Genomic DNA, 18,735 nt, shown 5'->3' with positions numbered 1-18,735 from the left:
TTAATCTAAATGATATATTTCCATGATGTTTTTTAAATAACCATCAAAATCTAAATTCAAATCAATTAATTTTCCTGTGTGAATGTCGAAAACCCAGCCGTGGACTTTTAAATTTCGATCTCTGTTGGCTTTTTGAACTGCCGCAGTTTTGATCAGGTTTACACACTGCTCTTTTACATTTAATTCTACCAAGCGGTCATATCTTTTATCTTCGTCCTTAATCGCGCTCAATTCATCTTTATGAATGCGATAAACATCTCGAATATTTCTTAGCCAAGGGTTAAGAATACCTAAATCAGCAGATTGCATAGCGGCTTTTACACCTCCGCATCCGTAGTGACCACAAACGACCACGTGGTTCACCTTAAGATGATCTACCGCATAATTGACTACTGACATTACGTTGAGATCGATACTGATCACCATGTTAGCAATATTTCTATGTACAAAAACATCTCCAGGACCTAATCCCATTAAATCTTCGGCAGTAACACGACTATCTGAACAACCAATATAGAGCAATTCAGGACTTTGCCCTTTTCCCATTTCTTCAAAATACTTTGGGTTTGTTGCAAGTTTGTCTGAAATCCAAGTTTTATTGTTTTCGAATACTTTTTTTAAGTCCATTTTAGTTCTTCTTTGTAATATAGGTTTTTCTAGATAGAATTACTATTTTAAAAATGACTGCAGTCTAAAAGACAATTATTTATCCTGCTATTTTTGAATTAGATATTAAGTTGGTAAACACTATCAAGTTCAGAATTATTTCCAAAATTAACATTTAAATCTTTTACAATACCTTTACTTAACTCATATACCCAACCATGTACATTTAACTGTTGGTTTTTTCTCCAAGCTGATTGTACAATCGAGGTTTTGGCTAAATCGAAAACTTGCTCAATTACATTAAACTCAACAAATTTGTCAAAGCGTTCTTTTTCATCTTTAATGGCGTCAAGGTCATCTTTATGAAAGCGATATACATCTTTTATATGCCTTACCCAATTGTCGATCAATCCAATAGAATCATTTCCCATGGCTGCTTTTACTCCACCACAACCGTAGTGTCCGCATACAATAATGTGCTGAACTTTTAAAGCATTTACGGCATAGTCAAGTACGCTTAACATATTCATATCACTATGAACTACCATATTGGCAATATTACGATGTACAAATACCTCTCCAGGGTTTGCACCAATAATTTCGTTAGCCGGTACTCTACTATCTGCACAACCTATCCATAAAACAGGAGGTGATTGCCCTTGAGATAATTTGATAAAATATTCTTCGTCTAATGCTAATTTCGATTCAACCCATTTTTTGTTATTTTCTAAAAGTTGCTTATAGAACTTGTTCATATTTTTATTTTTAATTAATTGACTAAACTAGATTTTTTGATGCACTTTTATTACCAATCAACAGCGAGATATTTAAATCGTCCATAAGGTCTTTTATAGTTGTGTTTACAAAACTTGTAGGTGTTTTTGCTTTATTTTTCATTCTATTCACTAAAAGAACATCGATTTTAGTTTTTGAAAGGTATTTAGAAATATTTCCTATGGCGTCAGCACTATCTTCAAAAGTATAAGCTATTACTTTTTGATCGCTAGAGCTTTCAATTTTATTGGTGTCGCTTCCTTTTTTAATTACGCTGAAAGAGGTTAAAGGTTTTTGTGCATTAGTTATCAAATGCTCTGTAAAATCACTATTAAATGTTTGGTCTTGGCTATTAAATAGACCAAATGATAACTTTTTGTTTGGTTCTAAATCTTTTGAGTTGGCTACCATCATAATAGCACCATCAAACTTATTTAGGACAAAATTTGTGATGCTATCTCCTATGAATTTAATCATTTTAGGATTTCTTTTTCCAAGTACAATAATATCAGGTTGATACTCATTAATGTATACTTCTATTTCAGTTTTTATGTTTCCAATCGAAAAAGAATAATCGATAGGTACATTATAGGCGTCCGAAATAGGCCATAGCATAGATTGTATTTCTTTTTCAATTGCGGTATGTCCTTGGTTAAGACTGCGCATGGCAGATAACTGATTATCTCTTTTAATGACGTCTAAAGGTTTTTTTACATGGAAAAAATTAATTTCTCCATTAACCATTTTAGCAAGACTTATACTGCTTTTTAATACATTTTGTGTAGTATCCTTTAAGTCTGAAAGGACTAGTATTTTATATTTTTTATTTTTCATGATGTTTAACTTAAACTTAAGTTCGATTTTGGCTTTTCATTAAAGAATTCAATAAAACTCGTTGGGTTTTCAACAACCCCACGTTTGGAAACTAATTTTAAATCTATGTTTCGCTCTTTTGCCTTGAATATAAAGTCTTCTAGAATTTCAATAATATCATTGTCTAAATATCTGGTGTTTACTAAGTCGATCTCTAAATAGGTGTCTCTAGGTAAGCTTTCCAATTCTTTTAAAATGGCTCCTTTGTTGAAAAAGGTTACTTCTTCTGCTAGTGTCATTTTTATTTTATGCTTTCCATTACTGTTATCTTGGATATGTAGGAAGTGTGAATTTTGGTAACTTTTTAATAATATCACTATGATACCAACCCCTAATCCTAATCCAATTCCAAAGAGTAGATCCGTAAATACAATGCCTACCACTGTCACAATAAAGGGCACCCATTGTTTCCAACCGAGCGCATACATTTTTTTAAATAACGTTGGTTTAGCTAATTTATAGCCCACCACTAATAGAATAGACGCTAAAACTGATAAGGGTATCATGTTCAGTAATTTAGGGATTAAAATAACCGATATTAATAGTAAAAAGCCATGTAAAATAGTGGATAATTTACTTTTTCCACCCGATTGTACATTAGCAGAACTTCTAACAATCACTTGTGTAATGGGTAATCCACCAATTAAACCAGAAATTATATTACCTGTTCCTTGCGCTAATAATTCTCTATTGGTCGGTGTTACATTTTTATCAGGGTCAATCTTATCAGAAGCTTCTACGCATAATAAAGTCTCCAAACTTGCTACTAATGCAATGGTGAAGGCAGTAACCCAAACTTCGATATTTGTAATGGCAGAAAAATTTGGGAAACTAAATTGATTTATAAAATCAGTGGCATCAGTAGGGATAGGAACACTAACCATGTGGTTCGCACTGATCGAAAGAACCTTGTGATCTTTCGTTATTATAAAAAATATAATCCCCAAAACTACTACAACAAACGGACCTTGAATTAATTCAAATAATTTAGATTTTTTGCTCAGTACTTTATCCCAAAGGATGATGAGTAATAAACTAATAATCCCAATTAAAGCTGGTCCTGGCTGTATATTACCTAAGATACTAAATAATTCCGAAAAAGTATTTCCCCCATCAATTTCAAAAAACTCCAAATCCCAGGCAGATTCCTCGTCGTAACCAAAAAAGTTTGGGATTTGTTTTAAAATGATAATAAGGCCAATTCCGGTTAACATACCTTTAATTACGGAAGAAGGGAAATAGTACCCTATAACACCTGCCTTTAATATCCCAAAAATAAGTTGAATAACACCACCTAAAACAACGGCCACCAAGAAATTTTCATAACCTCCTAGCGCACCTATAGCAGTTAATACTATGGCTGCTAAGCCTGCGGCGGGGCCACTGACACCAATTTTGGAGCCGCTTAATCCCCCAACAACGATTCCCCCAATAATTCCAGCGATTAAACCAGAAAAAAGAGGAGCACCACTGGCTAAAGCAATACCTAAGCATAAAGGTAGCGCAACGAAAAATACAACTATACTTGCGGGCAAGTCGCTTTTTAAATTTTTAAACATACTAAATACAATGATTTTTGCCTTTGTACTTAAATAACAAAGACAGATGAATACTTTATACTATTTTCCTAAAAGAATTATAAAGTATGTTCGGGAGGAGGAAGAATGATTTTTGCTGCATACTGCGAGTTTTGCAGTAGAGAACAATCTACGTAAGTTAAATTTTTTTGTGCGATTAGATAGGATGAAGTATAAAAGTCGTAGGCTATATATTTGGCTACTTCCTTAATTTTTTCCCCCAGTTGCTGTTCCTGATTTTCTTCTTCATTTAAATTGGTCACAACAATTTTTATATCATTATCTAAGATAGTTATGATAGTAGGGCAGGCTAAAACGAATAGCCAAAATGATAATAAAACATAAACTTTATAAATGTTAATCATAAGATTAACAAATATAATAGTATTGCTATTATATTTCAGTTAAATAAAGATTAAAAATTTTTAAGCATTTTTATGCTTTTGGAAGGAATCCAGCCTGTTTTACCATCTGTTAACTTTATTTTTTTCCATTCATTAAGCGTTTCTTCAACATTTACTTTAGCGCCTTCATGTAATCTAAAGGTTTCCTCGCTTCTATTGTTCGGTTCAGATTTTATAATAACTTCAGTATCAAAAACGATAGCAGGTTGGTCATTTTTAAATTTTTTGTATTCAAGATAAGCAATGAGAACAAGGCTTAATCCAATAAAAAGAAACACAAAACTACTGATGAAAGAAATTCTTTTATGAGTAGCGTAGTTTAGAAAATAATATAAAATATACCCCACAACAAAAAGAAACATACATACAATACTTAAATAAGCCCACGCGTCAAAGGATAGTTTTGAGGTTAAGCTGCGATACAGTCTTGACAATCCTGTTTCAGGTAATACCTCAATAGCATCAAGTGTCATGTTTTGAGCAAAGGCTAAATTATTTTTTATTTCGGTATCATTGGGCTTTAATAAGAGAGCCTTTTCGTAATTGTAAATGCTCGGTGCTATTTTGTTTAACTTATAATAGGTATTACCTAAATTAAAATAAAGTTCAGCAGAATGCTCTCCCTGATCAATAATCTTTTGATAATGACTAGCTGCCTCCTCATACGAGCCTTCGTTATAGGCTTTGTTGCCCTTTTCAAAAAGCGTATTGTTTTGTGCAAAACCGCAAAAGCTAACACATAAAATAAGTATATAATATAGATTTTTCACCTTGTGTAAATTTTAAATCGTAGGTATTAAAGTACTATAATTGTTTATCCATTGCCGATATAACTTCACTAGCTTTGGTATAATCTTCTTGCATTTGTACCTCTGAAAAAGGACTATAACGTGCCATTTCACAGTTTTTAAGTAATGCTATAAAGCCTTCCGAAGTATTTGTGTCAACATTCTTTTTTGATAAAAGCTCTATTATTTTGTCCTTACTAAACTCAGAAGTTTCAATCTTTAATTTTGCTTTCAGATAGTTATGCAAGGCCTTCTCTAATGCCACGTAAAACGATTCTTTGTGGCCTAAAGTTTTTTTAGCGGCAAACAAATATTTTTTAGCTAACCTATTCGCTTTTTTAATTTTATTTCCTTCAATATCGCTTGCAATTGCCTCTCTTTTTTTGCCAAATAATATGGTCAAAGGAATTAATAAAAGGGGCAGTAGTAACCATAAAAAGTAGGATCTAGAACCAAAAAAATAAGTATCGTTCAAAGGTATTAAAGTAGTATTTAAACTAATGAATTGAAATTGGTCTCCCGTGGCCACTACAGACTGTTTATTTGTATTTAGAGTGCTCGACGCCGCATTTCCACTCGAGGGACCTTCAAGAACATTGATTAATATTTCATCAGAGTTTAAAGTGGCATACTCCTCTGTTTTTGGATTAAAATAACTGAAAGAAATACTTGGAATTGGATATTTTCCTTTGAAACTGGGTATAACGGTATAGTTATTAGAAACCGTACCTTCCATGCCGCTTAAGTTTGTTCTGACTTGCTCATCGAACTCAGGCTCGTAAACTTCTAGTGAACTAGGAAAATTAGGTTCAGGAAGTTGAAAAAGCTTTAAGTTTCCAGCACCGCTAATTTTTACTGAGGCTTGTAAAGATTCTGAAGCATTTAATGCCGTTTTGCTAGTCGTTACCGAAAAATCAAATTCACCTACAGCGCCACTAAAATTTTCGGGTTTACCAAGAGTGGGCAATTCTTTGACATTAATGGTTCTTCTACCTGCAGACACTGTTTTGTTTGTTGAGGTATACAGTGGACGACCAAAAAAGTCACGTCTACTGCTAGGAACTTCAACCGAGACATCAAGAGATAAGGGTTCAAGTTCTAACTCACCTGTTTTTTGCGGATAAAGCACTACTCTTTTTAATACTACATACCTAAATGGTTTGCCGTCATACGTGCCATCCTGGGCATTGTACTGTTTTACAGGCATGTCTTGGCTCCAAAAATTGTTATACGTTGGGTTGTCAAGGGGCCTAAAATTGGTAACATTGATGTTGCCTACATACAATTTATAAATCACAGTCACGGCTTCATTTAAGTAAGGGTTTGCCTTTGATACTTCCGCTACCAAATACAAGTTGTCATCTGCAACAGAGGCTGCGGTTGGCGGGGCATTTGGATCATCGACCGCGGCAGTTACCTCAATAACTTTGGTAAGTGATTTGTATATTTTTCCATCAATTGAAATACTGGCTTGCCCAATCGTAAACTTTCCGCGCTCCGTAGGCGCTAAGGTATAGGAATAGGTTCTTGAAAAAGTTCGAACTCCGTTAATCCAAGAATTTCTGGTCGATTGTCCAGGCCCCATTATAACTCTAAAGCCTTCAAAGTCAGGAGGTGAAAAATTATCACCGTCTTGGTTCATGGTAAAATCTACGCGTAATCTTTCATTTATACCAAGCTTTTCTTTGCTCACCGTCATATCGAAAGTAACGGCGTCATCATCTTGTGCTTTTAAAATAAAAGCAAAAAACAATAAGCCCACCAAAGCCACAGTATTTTTAATCTTTTGCTGCATTACCAATCCTTTTCATTTTTGGTTTTAACACCTTTTACTTTTTTGGCATCCATTTTTTCTTGTACTTTTTTCTCTTCGTTTTGCATGGCTTCTAAGAGGTTTTGTACTTGCTGAGGTGACAACTGACTGGGTCTTTGCTGTGGTTGCTCTTTTTGATCCTGTGGCTTGTCGCCTTCGTTAGGCTTTTTATTATCTTCTTTTTTGTCGCCCTCTCCTTCCTTATCTTTTTTATCTTCCTTATCGCCTTCGTCTCCCTCTTTTTTTTGATCGTCTCCTTGGTCTTCCTTATTATCGCCTTCTTTTTTTTCCTCGTCTTGGTCTTTCTTATCGTCTTTCTTGTCTTCGTCTTGATCCTGATTTTTTTTATCCTCCTCTTGTTGTTTTTTTAGCATTTCTTGTGCCAAGGCTAAGTTATAACGAGTTTCTTCATCCGTAGGATCGTTTCTTAAAGCTTGTTTATAGCCCTCAACAGCTTTTTCATATTGCTTTTCTTTCATAAACACATTACCCATATTGTGGTATGCTTTATGCTTGTCTTCTTTACTAGTCGCTAATTCCCCAGCTTGTTTAAATCGTGAAAAAGCTTCTCCAAACGTTTCTTTGGTATAATAAGCATTTCCCAAATTATAGGGGGCTGCGGCATTTTCAGAACTTTTTGAAATGGCTTTTCTATAATCTGCTTCTGCATTCACAAAGTCTTTTTCAGCAAGTGCCTTGTTGGCTTCCCAAGTATAATTTTTCGATGCCTGAAGGTTTTTCAATTTCTGCTTCTCTTTATCCTCGTCTTGAGCATTCAAAAGACTTACAAAAAGAAATACCAAATAAACTACATGTTTCATCTTTTTAAATTTTATGTTTAGGCGTTGTGCGGCTATTTTTCTAATGAATTAAATAAGCACAATACGCTATTATATCTATCTTCAAAAACGGTTTCAATGAGTACCCGTGCGTACTTAAAGGTCTACCGTGACTTTATTTTTAATTATTTTTATTTTCGTTAAATAAATTCAATTTTCTTAACCATTTTGTTTTTCGATCTAAAACAAACATATCTAAAAAGAACAATAAAAAACCAGCGGCAACAAACCATTGAAATTGATCTTTATATTCTGCGAATTGCTTGTCTTCAAATTCTGTTTTATCCATTTGGTTAAGAATTTCTTTTATCACTTCAACAGCTTCTGTGGTATTCTCTCCGTTAATATAGGCTCCATTGCCTTTATCTGCAATTTCTTGTAATATTTCTTCGTTTAGTTTTGTGATGACCACATCACCATTCATATCTTTTTTAAGACTTTCTACAACGCCATTTCTTTTTATAGGAATGGGAGCCCCTTTCGTTTTACCGACACCAATAGTAAAAATTTTAATACCTTCATCGACTGCTTTTTCTACTTCATTTTCAGTTGAACCTTCTCCGTGATCTTCACCGTCTGATATGATAAACAAAACCCTATTGGTTTGCTGATCATCGTCATAATAGGTCGATGCTAAATCTATGGCTTGATTAATTGCTGTGCCCTGTGAAGATAGCATATCAGTGTTCATGCTTTGTAAAAACATTTTGGCCGCACCATAATCGGTCGTAATTGGCAATTGTGGATATGCTTGTGCGGCATACGCTATAATACCAATACGGTCACTTCCCAATTGATTGATAATTTCTGAGACCAAACGCTTTCCTTTTTCCAATCTGTTTGGAGCAATATCTTCGGCAAGCATACTTTTTGATACATCTAGTGCAAACACAATATCTACACCTTCTCTTTTCACAGTTTCAAGTTTGGTCCCAATTTTTGGATTTACCAATCCGATAATTAATAACGATAGGCCTAGTAAGAAAAGCAAAAGTTTAAAACTCGATTTAAAGATTGATTTGTCAGGAGTTACTCTTTTAAGAAGGTCCAGATCTCCAAATTTCTTTTGAGTTCTTTTTTTCCAAAACTGTAAAACAACAAAAAGCACCACCAAAACTGGTAGGATAAATAATAAATAAAAGTATATTTTTTCTTCTAACTGAATCATTTTTTATATAAAACTTCTAAAAAGGGTGTTTCGAAATAGCCATTCAAACAAAAGTAAAATGCCCGCTAAGAGTAACCAAGGCCGATATTTTTCTTCATAGTTAGTATATTTAAATTCATCTATTTCTGTTTTTTCTAATTTATTTATTTCATCGTAAATAGCTTCTAGACTATTATTATCTGTTGCCCTAAAATAAGCACCCCCAGTGGCCTCTGCGATAGCGGTTAACAAATCTTCATCTATTTTCACTGGCATCATCCCGTACCTAAATGTACCGTCACTATTATACGCAATTGGGGATAAGGCGTTTCCGTTAGTTCCCAAGCCTATTGTATAGGTTTTAATACCATATTCTACCGCTAATTCTGCAGCCGTTTGTGGTTCAATAAAACCCATATTGTTTTCACCATCTGTTAATAGGATAATGATCTTACTTAGGGCTTTACTTTCTTTAAGTCGGTTTACCGATGTGGCTAAGCCCATACCAATCGCGGTACCATCTTCTAAGGTACCATAAGTTACTTCTTTTAAAGAGCTTAAAATGATACCTTTATCGCTGGTAATAGGTGTTTTTGTATAACTTTCTCCTGCATAGACTACCAATCCAATGCGGTCATTAGGCCTCTTGGTAATAAAATCTGCTGCAACTTTTTTTAAGGCTGATAATCTATTTGGTTTTAAATCTCGCGCAAGCATACTTGATGATACATCAATGGCCATGACAATATCAATTCCCTTAGTGGTTTTTGTTTTTGTAGAAACTTCTGTGGTTTGCGGTCTGGCCAAAGCGGTAATGATCGCCGCTAGCGCTAAAATCCTTAAAATAAAAAGTAAAGGTTTTAATTTGGGCAAAAAACTGCTGGTTGAAAAACCTTTAATTGTTGAAATTTTTAAAGAAGCTATTTGTTCTTTACGTTTTAAAAAATACCATAGCAGGGCTATTGGAAGCAACAAAAACAACCAAAAAAACTGCGGATTAGCAAATTCTATATTTTCAAACATTTATAATTCTGTTTTTACATCAACGGTACTTAAAATCCGTTCTACGATTTGATCAGCATACACATCTTCATCTAACCAGGTTAAGATCACCTGTTGTTGAAATCCTTTACCTCCAAAGCTTAAAATAGTATACTTTCCATTGACTAACTCTTTAGACTCGGGCACTACAAATTTTCCAGAACCATATATTTTCACCCCTTTTACCCCGCCAATAGTAGTAAATTCATCAGTTTTAGTAACAATATTTTTAGCCCCTTGGCTTTCTAAATTCTTGATAAAGAAATCTACTGATTGTTGCAGATCTACCTCTACTGGTTGCGTAAGGGTTGTTGAGGTGACACCGATAGAAAATAAACCTATGGCACTTCGATAACCAAAAATTTGAACTTCCTTAATATTTTCTTGTAATTCGGGAGGTAATTTTACTTCTTGTCGTAATAAAACTTTAGGAGTTTCAATGCTGATTGGAGGAGCCCCATAAGCACTGGTTATCCATTCTTTTTCTTCTAATAGTTCTTTGGTCGGGTGTCCTAGAAACGTATCTTTCACATAGGTAAAACCATAGTGCTTCACCACGACCCCAACACCAATTAAAAATACGGCAGCAGCAGTTATGGCACTAATGATAATTTTTCTACGGTGATTTTTGCGTTCTAGTTCCTCTAAATATTCTGCTCGTAATAATAATTCTTCCTCAGTAGGGGGCGGAATAGCATCCTTGGTTTTGGTAACAATATGTTCAATAGCTTTGCGATCCTCTTCGGCTACTGCGCTGGTTGGTTTAGATTTGGCAAACTTTACCAAATCTGAGGTTTGTAATATTTTTTTAAATTGACTTATGGTTTGGTCATCTAACTTTAAGTTACCAGCATCTTTAAGCATTTCGAGCTTTTCAATGAGCTGATCGGTAGTACTTTCTAGTGCTGAAATATGAACATCTTCTTCTAAATAAGAACGCACAATATCGGTTAGTTCAGAATAATAAGCTTTATACTGATCTTGAATCAAATATTTAGAAGTTTCCAATTTTTTCAGCTCTAGCATAGCTCTATCATAGGGTGCTAAAAGTGCTACTTTTTCTTCTTCCGTTAATTTCTTTTTACGCCAAACGAACCAATATAATAGGCCTATTATGAATATAATTCCTAAAAGTATCCCAAGAATTAAAAGCCAAGGAATATCCGAACTTTTGTCCACATTTATAAGACCTTTAATATCATATAATTGTTGGGCAATGGTATCGACGGGTACCGTATTCACATAGATTTTTAACGAATCAGTAGTGACTACTTTTTCATTTATTAAAATTTTTTGTGGAGGTATGGTATAGCTGCCAGAATCAAATTGCGTTAGCGCGTATTTTTTTAAGAGTATTAATCTTGAATTTTCTCGAAGGGTATCAGTGGCAAAAGATTCTACCATTTCTAAAGGAGCAAAGGTTTGTCCTTCTGGAAAAATAACCTGATCAGTTGGTTCAACACTAAGATTAATCGTAAATTTTATCTGTTCCCCGATTTTAATTTCAGTAACATCTACCCCCGATTGAACCACTGGCTTGGCTTGAGAACTACCATGCCAACTCATAAAAAAAAGACATAGAAATGCAAACCGTTGTAACCACGATCTTATAAATGCTATATTCCAAATTTTTGTCTTCATTTTATTCTTTCCTTAACACCTAAGGCTAAGCATTCTATTTTAATATTTAAATTTTTTTAGTATCAAGCTGTGCCAGTCCCAAATAACGAAACTGATTATCGCCTTTTAAAATAGCTTAATAGCTTTTTCACATAACTTTCATCAACGCGACAACTTAAAACTCCACAACCCGATTTAGAGAAGGTATTTTCAAAATATGCTACTCTTTCGTGGTAAAATTTACCATAATTGAGACGAACCTTTTTAGATTGCGTGTTCACTAATTGTATTTGTCCTGTTTCCGCATCTTGCATTTGTACCATACCGAGATTAGGAATGGTTTCTTCACGCTCGTCATACACACGAATACCTGTTACATCGTGTTTTTTGCCCGTAATTCTCAAGGTTTGTAGGTAATCATCGCTAATAAAATCGGAGAGCACAAAAACAATAGCTCTCTTTTTTATCACATTAGTCAAATACTTTAAGGCGACGGCTAAATCTGTTTTTTTACTTTCCGGTTTAAACTCGATCAATTCTCTTATAATCCGTAACACATGACTTTTTCCTTTTTTAGGAGGAATAAATAACTCTATTTGATCGGAAAAAAGAATTAAGCCTATTTTATCGTTATTCTGCATGGCAGAAAATGCCAAGGTTGCCGATATTTCCGTAATAATTTCGTTTTTAAATTGATTTGAAGTACCAAAAAATTCAGAGCCACTCACATCAACCATAAGCATCATAGTTAGTTCGCGCTCTTCTTCAAAAACTTTTATATAGGGCTCGTTGTAGCGTGCGGTAACGTTCCAGTCAATAGCCCTTACATCATCACCAAACTGATATTGTCGGACTTCGCTAAAGGTCATACCACGACCCTTAAAGGTTGAGTGGTATTCTCCACCAAAAATATGGTCAGACAGTCGACGTGTCTTTATTTCAATTTTACGAACTTTTTTAAGTAACTCTTTAGTATCCATCTTAACTTAGTAAACAGTTTTCAGTAAACAGTAATTAGTTTTCAGTGAAAGCGCTTCTTAGTTTCAAGAGCACTGCCAACTGTAACTGCTAACTGGTTAGGGTACTTCAATCTCGTTTACAATTTTATTGATGATTTCAACAGAGGTTATGTTTTCTGCTTCTGCCTCATAGGTTAAACCTACTCTATGTCTTAAAACATCATGAACAACGGCACGCACATCCTCAGGAACCACATAGCCTCTTCTTTTGATAAACGCATAGCATTTAGCAGCACTTGCTAAGTTAATACTACCTCTTGGCGAAGCTCCAAAGCTTATCAAGGGTTTTAAATCTGCCAATTTATATTTTTCAGGATAACGCGTTGCAAAAACAATGTCAAGAATATACTTTTCAATTTTTTCATCCATGTACACTTCTCTCACTGCTTTTTGAGCACTCAAGATTTGTGCTGTAGAAACGACAGGTCTTACTTGATCGTAGCTCCCAGTAAGGTTTTGGCGCATAATCAATTGTTCCTCGTTCATTTTAGGATAATCAATTACCGTTTTCAGCATAAAACGATCTATCTGTGCTTCTGGCAATGGGTATGTACCTTCTTGTTCTACAGGGTTTTGAGTGGCCATTACCAAAAAAGGTTTATCTAAAATAAAGGTTTCGTCTCCAATAGTTACTTGTTTCTCTTGCATGGCCTCTAACAATGCAGATTGCACTTTAGCTGGAGCTCTATTAATTTCATCGGCTAATACGAAGTTGGCGAATATGGGTCCTTTTTTAATAGAAAAGTCATTTTCTTTCATATTAAAAATCATGGTTCCCACAACATCTGCTGGCAATAAATCGGGTGTAAACTGAATTCTACTAAAGCTGCCCTTCACTGCCTTTGCTAGTGTATTTATAGCTAGCGTCTTGGCTAAACCAGGAACCCCTTCTAAAAGAATGTGGCCTTGACCAAGCAATCCAATTAACAGGCGCTCCACCATATGTTTTTGACCAACAATGACTTTGTTCATCTCTAACATTAATAAATCTATAAAAGCACTTTCTTGAGCAATTTTTTCGTTGATAGCACTGATATCGATTGAAGTATTTTCTTCCATATTTTTTATTTAATTGGACAAGCTAACAAATTGCTACGCAAATTGAAAATTTATTTAGATAACCGCTGTTAACAATTGGTTAAAAAATGATATTAAGCCAAACATTTATGAAGCTTTTAAGGGATTTATTTTATAATTTCACATTCCTATGGGAAATCTTACAAATTATTCGAAAATTATTGCGGGAACTATGACTTGGGGAAGTTGGGGAAAAAAGCTCTCCAGCACAAAAATGGCATCTTTATTTGAGCACTGTTTAAGTTTAGGAATTACTACTTTTGATCATGCTGATATTTACGGGGATTATACCAATGAAGCTCATTTTGGCAACGCATTTTTAGATTCTAAAATAGATAGAACAAAGGCTCAATTTATAAGTAAATGTGGTATTCAAATGACTTCTGGAAGACAAAATGTAGTAAAGCATTATCAGTATGATAAAGCCTACATTATTTGGTCAGCTGAACAATCCCTTAAAAAGCTTCACACCGATTATTTAGATGTTTTTCTGCTCCATAGGCCGAGTCCGTTAATGCAACCTGATGAAATTGCTGAGGCGATATTGACCCTTAAGGATAGTGGCAAAATCAAAAAATTTGGGGTATCGAATTTTACGCCTTCACAGATAGCGCTCTTAGAAACGGTAATTCCGGTGGCCGCAAATCAAATAGAATACTCATTAACGGCTAATCATGTGATGCATGATGGCACTTTGGACGATTGTATCGCCCATCATCGAATGGCCATGGCATGGAGTCCATTAGGGGCTTATTTTAACGAAAATACGATACGAACAAAACGGGTTAAAAAAACTTTAACTTCGTTGATAGATAAATATAATGCCACTGAGGACCAACTACTATTAGCATGGATTTTAAAACATCCATCTAAAATTTTTCCAGTAGTAGGTACCACAGATCCTAAACGTTTGGCAGCTAGTGTAGCGGCAATTCAAATAAAATTAGACCTGCAAGATTGGTTTCTACTTTTAGAAGCTAGCAATGGGCACGAGGTGGCATAAAATAGCCCAAAGGCTTTGCAAGCTTTACGATAAAAATTATTTAAAAAAAGATCCACGGCAGTGGTATAAAAAATTAAAAACATGACAATTAAAAATCCTATAGCTTTTATTACTGGGGCCACTAGTGGCATCGGAAAATCCACAGCCATTTTGTTTGCTGCTAACGGAATAGATTTGGTCCTATGTGGTAGAAGGCAAGATCGACTTGATATTTTAAAAAGCGAATTGAGTAAACAAACAAAAGTACACACCTTAACTTTTGATGTCCGCAATAAATCGGATGTTTTTGATGCCATAAATTCGTTGCCAGAAGCTTTTTCTGATATCGATATTTTAGTCAATAATGCAGGGAATGCACACGGTTTAGATACTATCGATGAAGGGAGCACTGACGATTGGGACGCCATGTTAGATATTAACGTAAAAGGTTTATTGTACGTTTCTAAAGCTATTATACCTAAAATGATCGCTAAAAAATCCGGTCATATTATTAATATTGGCTCAACAGCAGGTAAAGAAGTTTATCCTAAAGGGAATGTATATTGCGCCAGTAAACACGCGGTTGATGCCATTAATCAAGGGATGCGGATTGATTTGAACCCTTACGGAATTCGTGTCGGTGCGGTTAATCCTGGCTTGGTAGAAACTGAGTTCAGCGATGTGCGCTTTAAAGGCGATACCTCTCGAGCAGAAAATGTATACCAAGGCTTTCAGCCCTTAAAGCCAGAGGATATTGCGGATATTATTCATTTTGTAGTCACCCGACCTTATCATGTAAATATCGCTGATTTAATTGTGATGCCCACTGCCCAGGCGAGTGCTACTATTTTGAAGAGAAATTCATGATTAATAAACGCTTACTTGTAAAAAATCTTCTAGCCCATAATGACGAGAATAGTTTTTATGATAAAAAGCGTTTTGTAGATATAGGTCGAAGGGAGGGTAAGGCCAAGTTTTTAAAACATGTTTGTGCTTTAGCGAACAGCAATCCAAGTAATAATTCGTTCATCGTTATTGGCGTTGAGGACGAGGACAATAAAATTGTTGGAGTTGATTTTTTTGATGATAGTAAAATACAAAATCTGGTAAATGCCTATCTTGAAAACCCACCCTTAATTGCTTACGAAAACATCCCATTTCCTCATTTGCCAGAAGGCAAGGTAGTGGGTTTAGTTACCATAAAATCTAATGGAAAAGTATGTTCTCTTAAAAAGAATATTTGGAAATACTATGGCGGATCTGTCTTTTTTAGAGAAGGTAGCATTAGTTTACCAAAAGCCTACAACGTTGAATTAAAAGATATAAATTCTGAAGCCGTTGCGACTATTGAGCTTCATGCACGAAACAATATTGAACTCACCTTAGACGGTGTTATCGACTTTATTAATCATCGGCATAAAGATTTAACCAGTAATTATAAAGTCTTTAAAGAACAATTTGTAATCTGTTGGGCGGGTCATAAAAAAAAGGTAGCTAATGAGACCTATTATTCACGTGTAGATATTGAGTTAATTAATGAGCAAGTAAAACTTTTTTATTCTGCTTTAGATGAAATTATTATACGTATTGATGACGATTCATTTAGCACCGTAGAATATGTGCAACTAGGACTTGGTGGGCAACAACAGTACTATCCTTTGGAAAAAGTAGTGATTACTTTTGAAGCCAATGGCACCTATCAAATTAAAAGTGAATTGTTGTTTGAAGCCCCTCAGTTCGATAAAAAAGTACTACATCATATTTACAATGCCAATAATTCATTATTAAAAAAACTTGAAAATAAATCACGACTATCACCCTCAGAAATAATAGATGTAACTAATTTACCAGCAACCTACCTTATTTGTTATTTAAATGGTTTCCAAGAAGCTAAAGACCATTTAGAACAGGCAGGCCCCGTGTTAAAAGCGCATCACGCAAAAGTATATCAAGCTTTTAAGGATTCTTTGCGAATTTTGAGAAAAGTAAAGTATAGTTAAAAATTAACCTTGCAGCTATATCTTTAATAATTTAATACGCTACTTCTTCATAATACTGATAGCAAAACCACCACCGGGTGCTAATTGAATAGTTAATGTAGAGGTTGTATTGAGTTCTAATTCATCAATTTCATAAGCTTCTGGATTGGTATCCCAATGGGCATCAGGAGCATCTTTATAGATGACAGCTTTATAGGCTTCGTTGGGTTCAAGAAAATCAAAACTCAAGTTTGCTGTTCTAGTATCTTCGTTGGTTATACCCCCTAAAAACCAGTTACCAGATGTTTTTTCTTGTCTAGCAATGATTACGAAATCTCCAACTTCACCGTCTAATACTTTTGTTTTCTGCCAATCTACGCCAACATCGCTAATAAATTGAAAAGCCGGGTGTATTTGTCCGTTTTCCATGTAATGCTCTGGCAAATCGGCTACCATTTGTATTGGACTGTAAATAACTACATAGAGTGCTAATTGGTGTGCCAAAGTAGTATTTAATTCATTTTCTGTTTTATACTCGTTAAATTTGATGTTAAAAATCCCTGGCGTGAAATCTATTGGTCCGGCCAACATTCTCGTAAAAGCAATCGTAGGTAAGTGATTTGGTGGATTACCACCGTCACTAGCCCAGGCATTAAATTCTTGACCTCGTAAACCTTCTCTAGAAATGGCATTTGGGTAAGTTCTTCTTTTTCCAGTATCTTTAATGGGTTCATGAGCATTTATAGCGATTTCTTTTTTGGCAGCCTCTTCTAAAACATGGTGATAATGGTTCACCATCCACTGCCCGTGATGGTATTCTCCTTTTGGAATAATTTTACCTACGTAACCCGTCTTAACCGAGTTCATATTGTTGGCTTTCATAAAATCGTAAGCTTCATTCATTTGCTTTTCGTAAGTTCGTGGAGCAGCGGAAGTTTCATGATGCATAATTACCTCAACATTTTTTTCACTAGCGTAAGCCATTACTTCGTCAAAATTATAATCAGGATAAGGCGTCATAAAGTCAAAAACACCCTCTCTATCATCCGTATTGATCCATTTGTCCCAGCCCGTGTTCCAGCCTTCTACTAAAAGCCCTTTAATACCATTTTCAGAAGCAAAATCAATATATTTTTTAGCATTTTCTGTAGTAGCACCATGTTTTGATGATCCTTTTTTTCCTGTAGTGTAGGTGTTCATATCTTGACTACCCTCTAAGTCCCAAGTAGATTTTCCAATATGCATTTCCCACCAAATACCTACGTATTTCATTGGTGTAAAATAGCTAACATCACCAATTATATTGGGATCATTAAGATTCAAAATCATTTTAGATTCGATTAAAGCACCTGGCTTTTCTGCTATTTGAATCGACCTCCAAGGTGTATTGAAAGGTAGTTTAACTTCTGCTTTTCCTCCTAAAATTTCAGATCCCACAAGTTCACTTGTCATCCCCAAATTTTCGGGGTCTATTTTCAAGGTCATATCAGAATAGTTCGTTAAATCAGCCTCGTGAAAACTTAAATACAAACCATCAGCAGTTTTCATAGTAACAGGAGTATTTATGGCATTTTCAGGAATATAGGTAGCCGCTAAATCGGGATTGTCACGTTTTGATAATGCATCAATTTTCGAGAAATAACTTTCGTTATATAAATGTTCGTAATTATCCCAATCGCCTGGCAGCCACCAAACGGTATGGTCTCCTGTTAAATTAAATTCTGTATTCTCGGCTGTGATCAGTATTTCCTCTAAGTTAGATTGCTCGGGAAATTCATAGCGAAACCCTATACCATCATTGAACACTTTAAAATGGATACTTAGTTTTCTTTTTAAATCAGATTGCTCTTCTAAATTAATAATTAAAGCATTATAATGGTCTCTTACCTGCTCTTGTTCTCCCCAAGGCATAGCCCAAGTTTCATCAACAGCGGCGGTAGCCGTATTGATAATTTTAAAATTGTCTTTTAAAGAAGCTAAGTCTTTAAAATCAAAGCTCATATAAGAAGTGTCAATAATTTTTTTGTCTTTGTAGTGCACTACATAAAAGGGTTGTCCTTTAGAGGAAAGTGCAAAATCGACTGAAATATTTTCATCAGGAGAATTAAGCTTAAGATTCGTTATATTTTTTTGACAGCCCGTTAGTAAGATGCTGGTTATCAATATTAAAATAAAAATTTGTTGTTTTTTCATTGG

17 protein-coding genes are annotated in these 18,735 nt (G+C 34.8%); 3 read left to right on the top strand and 14 right to left on the bottom strand.

Going from position 1 to position 18,735, the window contains the following annotated elements:
* The 13 genes from GQ45_RS09715 to GQ45_RS09655 form a co-directional block, all read right to left on the bottom strand.
* Entirely contained in the window at window positions 1–627 is a 627-nt protein-coding gene (locus GQ45_RS09715; RefSeq protein ID WP_047417307.1) for a carbonic anhydrase, read from the bottom strand.
* 98 nt (window positions 628–725) lie between these two features.
* Window positions 726–1,361, bottom strand: coding sequence for a carbonate dehydratase (gene can / locus GQ45_RS09710; RefSeq protein ID WP_047417304.1), 636 nt, complete (start codon window positions 1,359–1,361; stop codon window positions 726–728).
* A gap of 22 nt (window positions 1,362–1,383) precedes the next feature.
* Window positions 1,384–2,214: a universal stress protein gene (locus GQ45_RS09705; RefSeq protein ID WP_047417300.1), complete on the bottom strand. Its 831-nt coding sequence runs from the start codon at window positions 2,212–2,214 to the stop codon at window positions 1,384–1,386.
* A gap of 5 nt (window positions 2,215–2,219) precedes the next feature.
* Window positions 2,220–3,812, bottom strand: a complete 1,593-nt coding sequence (locus tag GQ45_RS09700; RefSeq protein ID WP_047417298.1) for a SulP family inorganic anion transporter — start codon at window positions 3,810–3,812, stop codon at window positions 2,220–2,222.
* Window positions 3,813–3,889: 77 nt separating this feature from the next.
* On the bottom strand, window positions 3,890–4,195 hold the full coding sequence (locus GQ45_RS09695; RefSeq protein WP_047417296.1) for a hypothetical protein: 306 nt from the start codon (window positions 4,193–4,195) through the stop codon (window positions 3,890–3,892).
* A gap of 50 nt (window positions 4,196–4,245) precedes the next feature.
* The gene (locus tag GQ45_RS09690; RefSeq protein ID WP_047417293.1) at window positions 4,246–5,004 is read right to left on the bottom strand and encodes an SH3 domain-containing protein; all 759 of its coding nucleotides are present in this window, start codon (window positions 5,002–5,004) and stop codon (window positions 4,246–4,248) included.
* A 34-nt stretch (window positions 5,005–5,038) separates the two neighbouring features.
* The gene (locus GQ45_RS09685) at window positions 5,039–6,817 is read right to left on the bottom strand and encodes a BatD family protein (protein ID WP_047417290.1); all 1,779 of its coding nucleotides are present in this window, start codon (window positions 6,815–6,817) and stop codon (window positions 5,039–5,041) included.
* Window positions 6,817–7,656 (bottom strand): tetratricopeptide repeat protein, encoded by an 840-nt coding sequence (locus tag GQ45_RS09680; RefSeq protein ID WP_047417287.1) that lies wholly within the window; start codon window positions 7,654–7,656, stop codon window positions 6,817–6,819. Before GQ45_RS09680 ends, GQ45_RS09685 begins: the two co-directional genes overlap by 1 nt.
* A gap of 139 nt (window positions 7,657–7,795) precedes the next feature.
* A complete protein-coding gene (locus GQ45_RS09675; protein ID WP_047417284.1) occupies window positions 7,796–8,842 on the bottom strand; it encodes a VWA domain-containing protein in 1,047 nt (348 codons plus the stop codon).
* 3 nt (window positions 8,843–8,845) lie between these two features.
* A complete protein-coding gene (locus GQ45_RS09670; RefSeq protein WP_047417282.1) occupies window positions 8,846–9,844 on the bottom strand; it encodes a VWA domain-containing protein in 999 nt (332 codons plus the stop codon).
* The gene (locus GQ45_RS09665) at window positions 9,845–11,503 is read right to left on the bottom strand and encodes a hypothetical protein (protein WP_052188178.1); all 1,659 of its coding nucleotides are present in this window, start codon (window positions 11,501–11,503) and stop codon (window positions 9,845–9,847) included.
* A gap of 95 nt (window positions 11,504–11,598) precedes the next feature.
* On the bottom strand, window positions 11,599–12,462 hold the full coding sequence (locus tag GQ45_RS09660) for a DUF58 domain-containing protein (RefSeq protein ID WP_047417278.1): 864 nt from the start codon (window positions 12,460–12,462) through the stop codon (window positions 11,599–11,601).
* A 96-nt stretch (window positions 12,463–12,558) separates the two neighbouring features.
* Complete coding sequence (locus GQ45_RS09655) at window positions 12,559–13,560, bottom strand: MoxR family ATPase (protein ID WP_047417270.1); 1,002 nt, start codon at window positions 13,558–13,560, stop codon at window positions 12,559–12,561.
* A gap of 148 nt (window positions 13,561–13,708) precedes the next feature.
* On the opposite strand from GQ45_RS09655, the gene GQ45_RS09650 reads away from it, so the two are divergent.
* The 3 genes from GQ45_RS09650 to GQ45_RS09640 all read left to right on the top strand — a co-directional run bounded on the left by GQ45_RS09650 (window position 13,709) and on the right by GQ45_RS09640 (window position 16,560).
* On the top strand, window positions 13,709–14,581 hold the full coding sequence (locus GQ45_RS09650) for an aldo/keto reductase family oxidoreductase (protein ID WP_047417267.1): 873 nt from the start codon (window positions 13,709–13,711) through the stop codon (window positions 14,579–14,581).
* An 81-nt stretch (window positions 14,582–14,662) separates the two neighbouring features.
* Window positions 14,663–15,427, top strand: coding sequence for an SDR family NAD(P)-dependent oxidoreductase (locus tag GQ45_RS09645; protein WP_047417265.1), 765 nt, complete (start codon window positions 14,663–14,665; stop codon window positions 15,425–15,427).
* A complete protein-coding gene (locus tag GQ45_RS09640; protein WP_047417263.1) occupies window positions 15,424–16,560 on the top strand; it encodes an ATP-binding protein in 1,137 nt (378 codons plus the stop codon). The genes GQ45_RS09645 and GQ45_RS09640 overlap by 4 nt, the downstream gene beginning before the upstream one ends.
* A gap of 39 nt (window positions 16,561–16,599) precedes the next feature.
* Here the strand turns inward: GQ45_RS09640 and GQ45_RS09635 are convergent, their stop codons facing one another.
* The gene (locus tag GQ45_RS09635) at window positions 16,600–18,732 is read right to left on the bottom strand and encodes a glycoside hydrolase family 97 protein (RefSeq protein WP_047420253.1); all 2,133 of its coding nucleotides are present in this window, start codon (window positions 18,730–18,732) and stop codon (window positions 16,600–16,602) included.
* Window positions 18,733–18,735 lie beyond the last annotated feature (3 nt).

This window comes from Cellulophaga sp. Hel_I_12, from assembly GCF_000799565.1.
In the GTDB taxonomy this organism is placed as follows: domain Bacteria; phylum Bacteroidota; class Bacteroidia; order Flavobacteriales; family Flavobacteriaceae; genus Cellulophaga.
The sequence above is the reverse complement of the archived record's forward strand: the minus strand, read 5'-3'. Positions and strand labels throughout refer to the sequence as shown.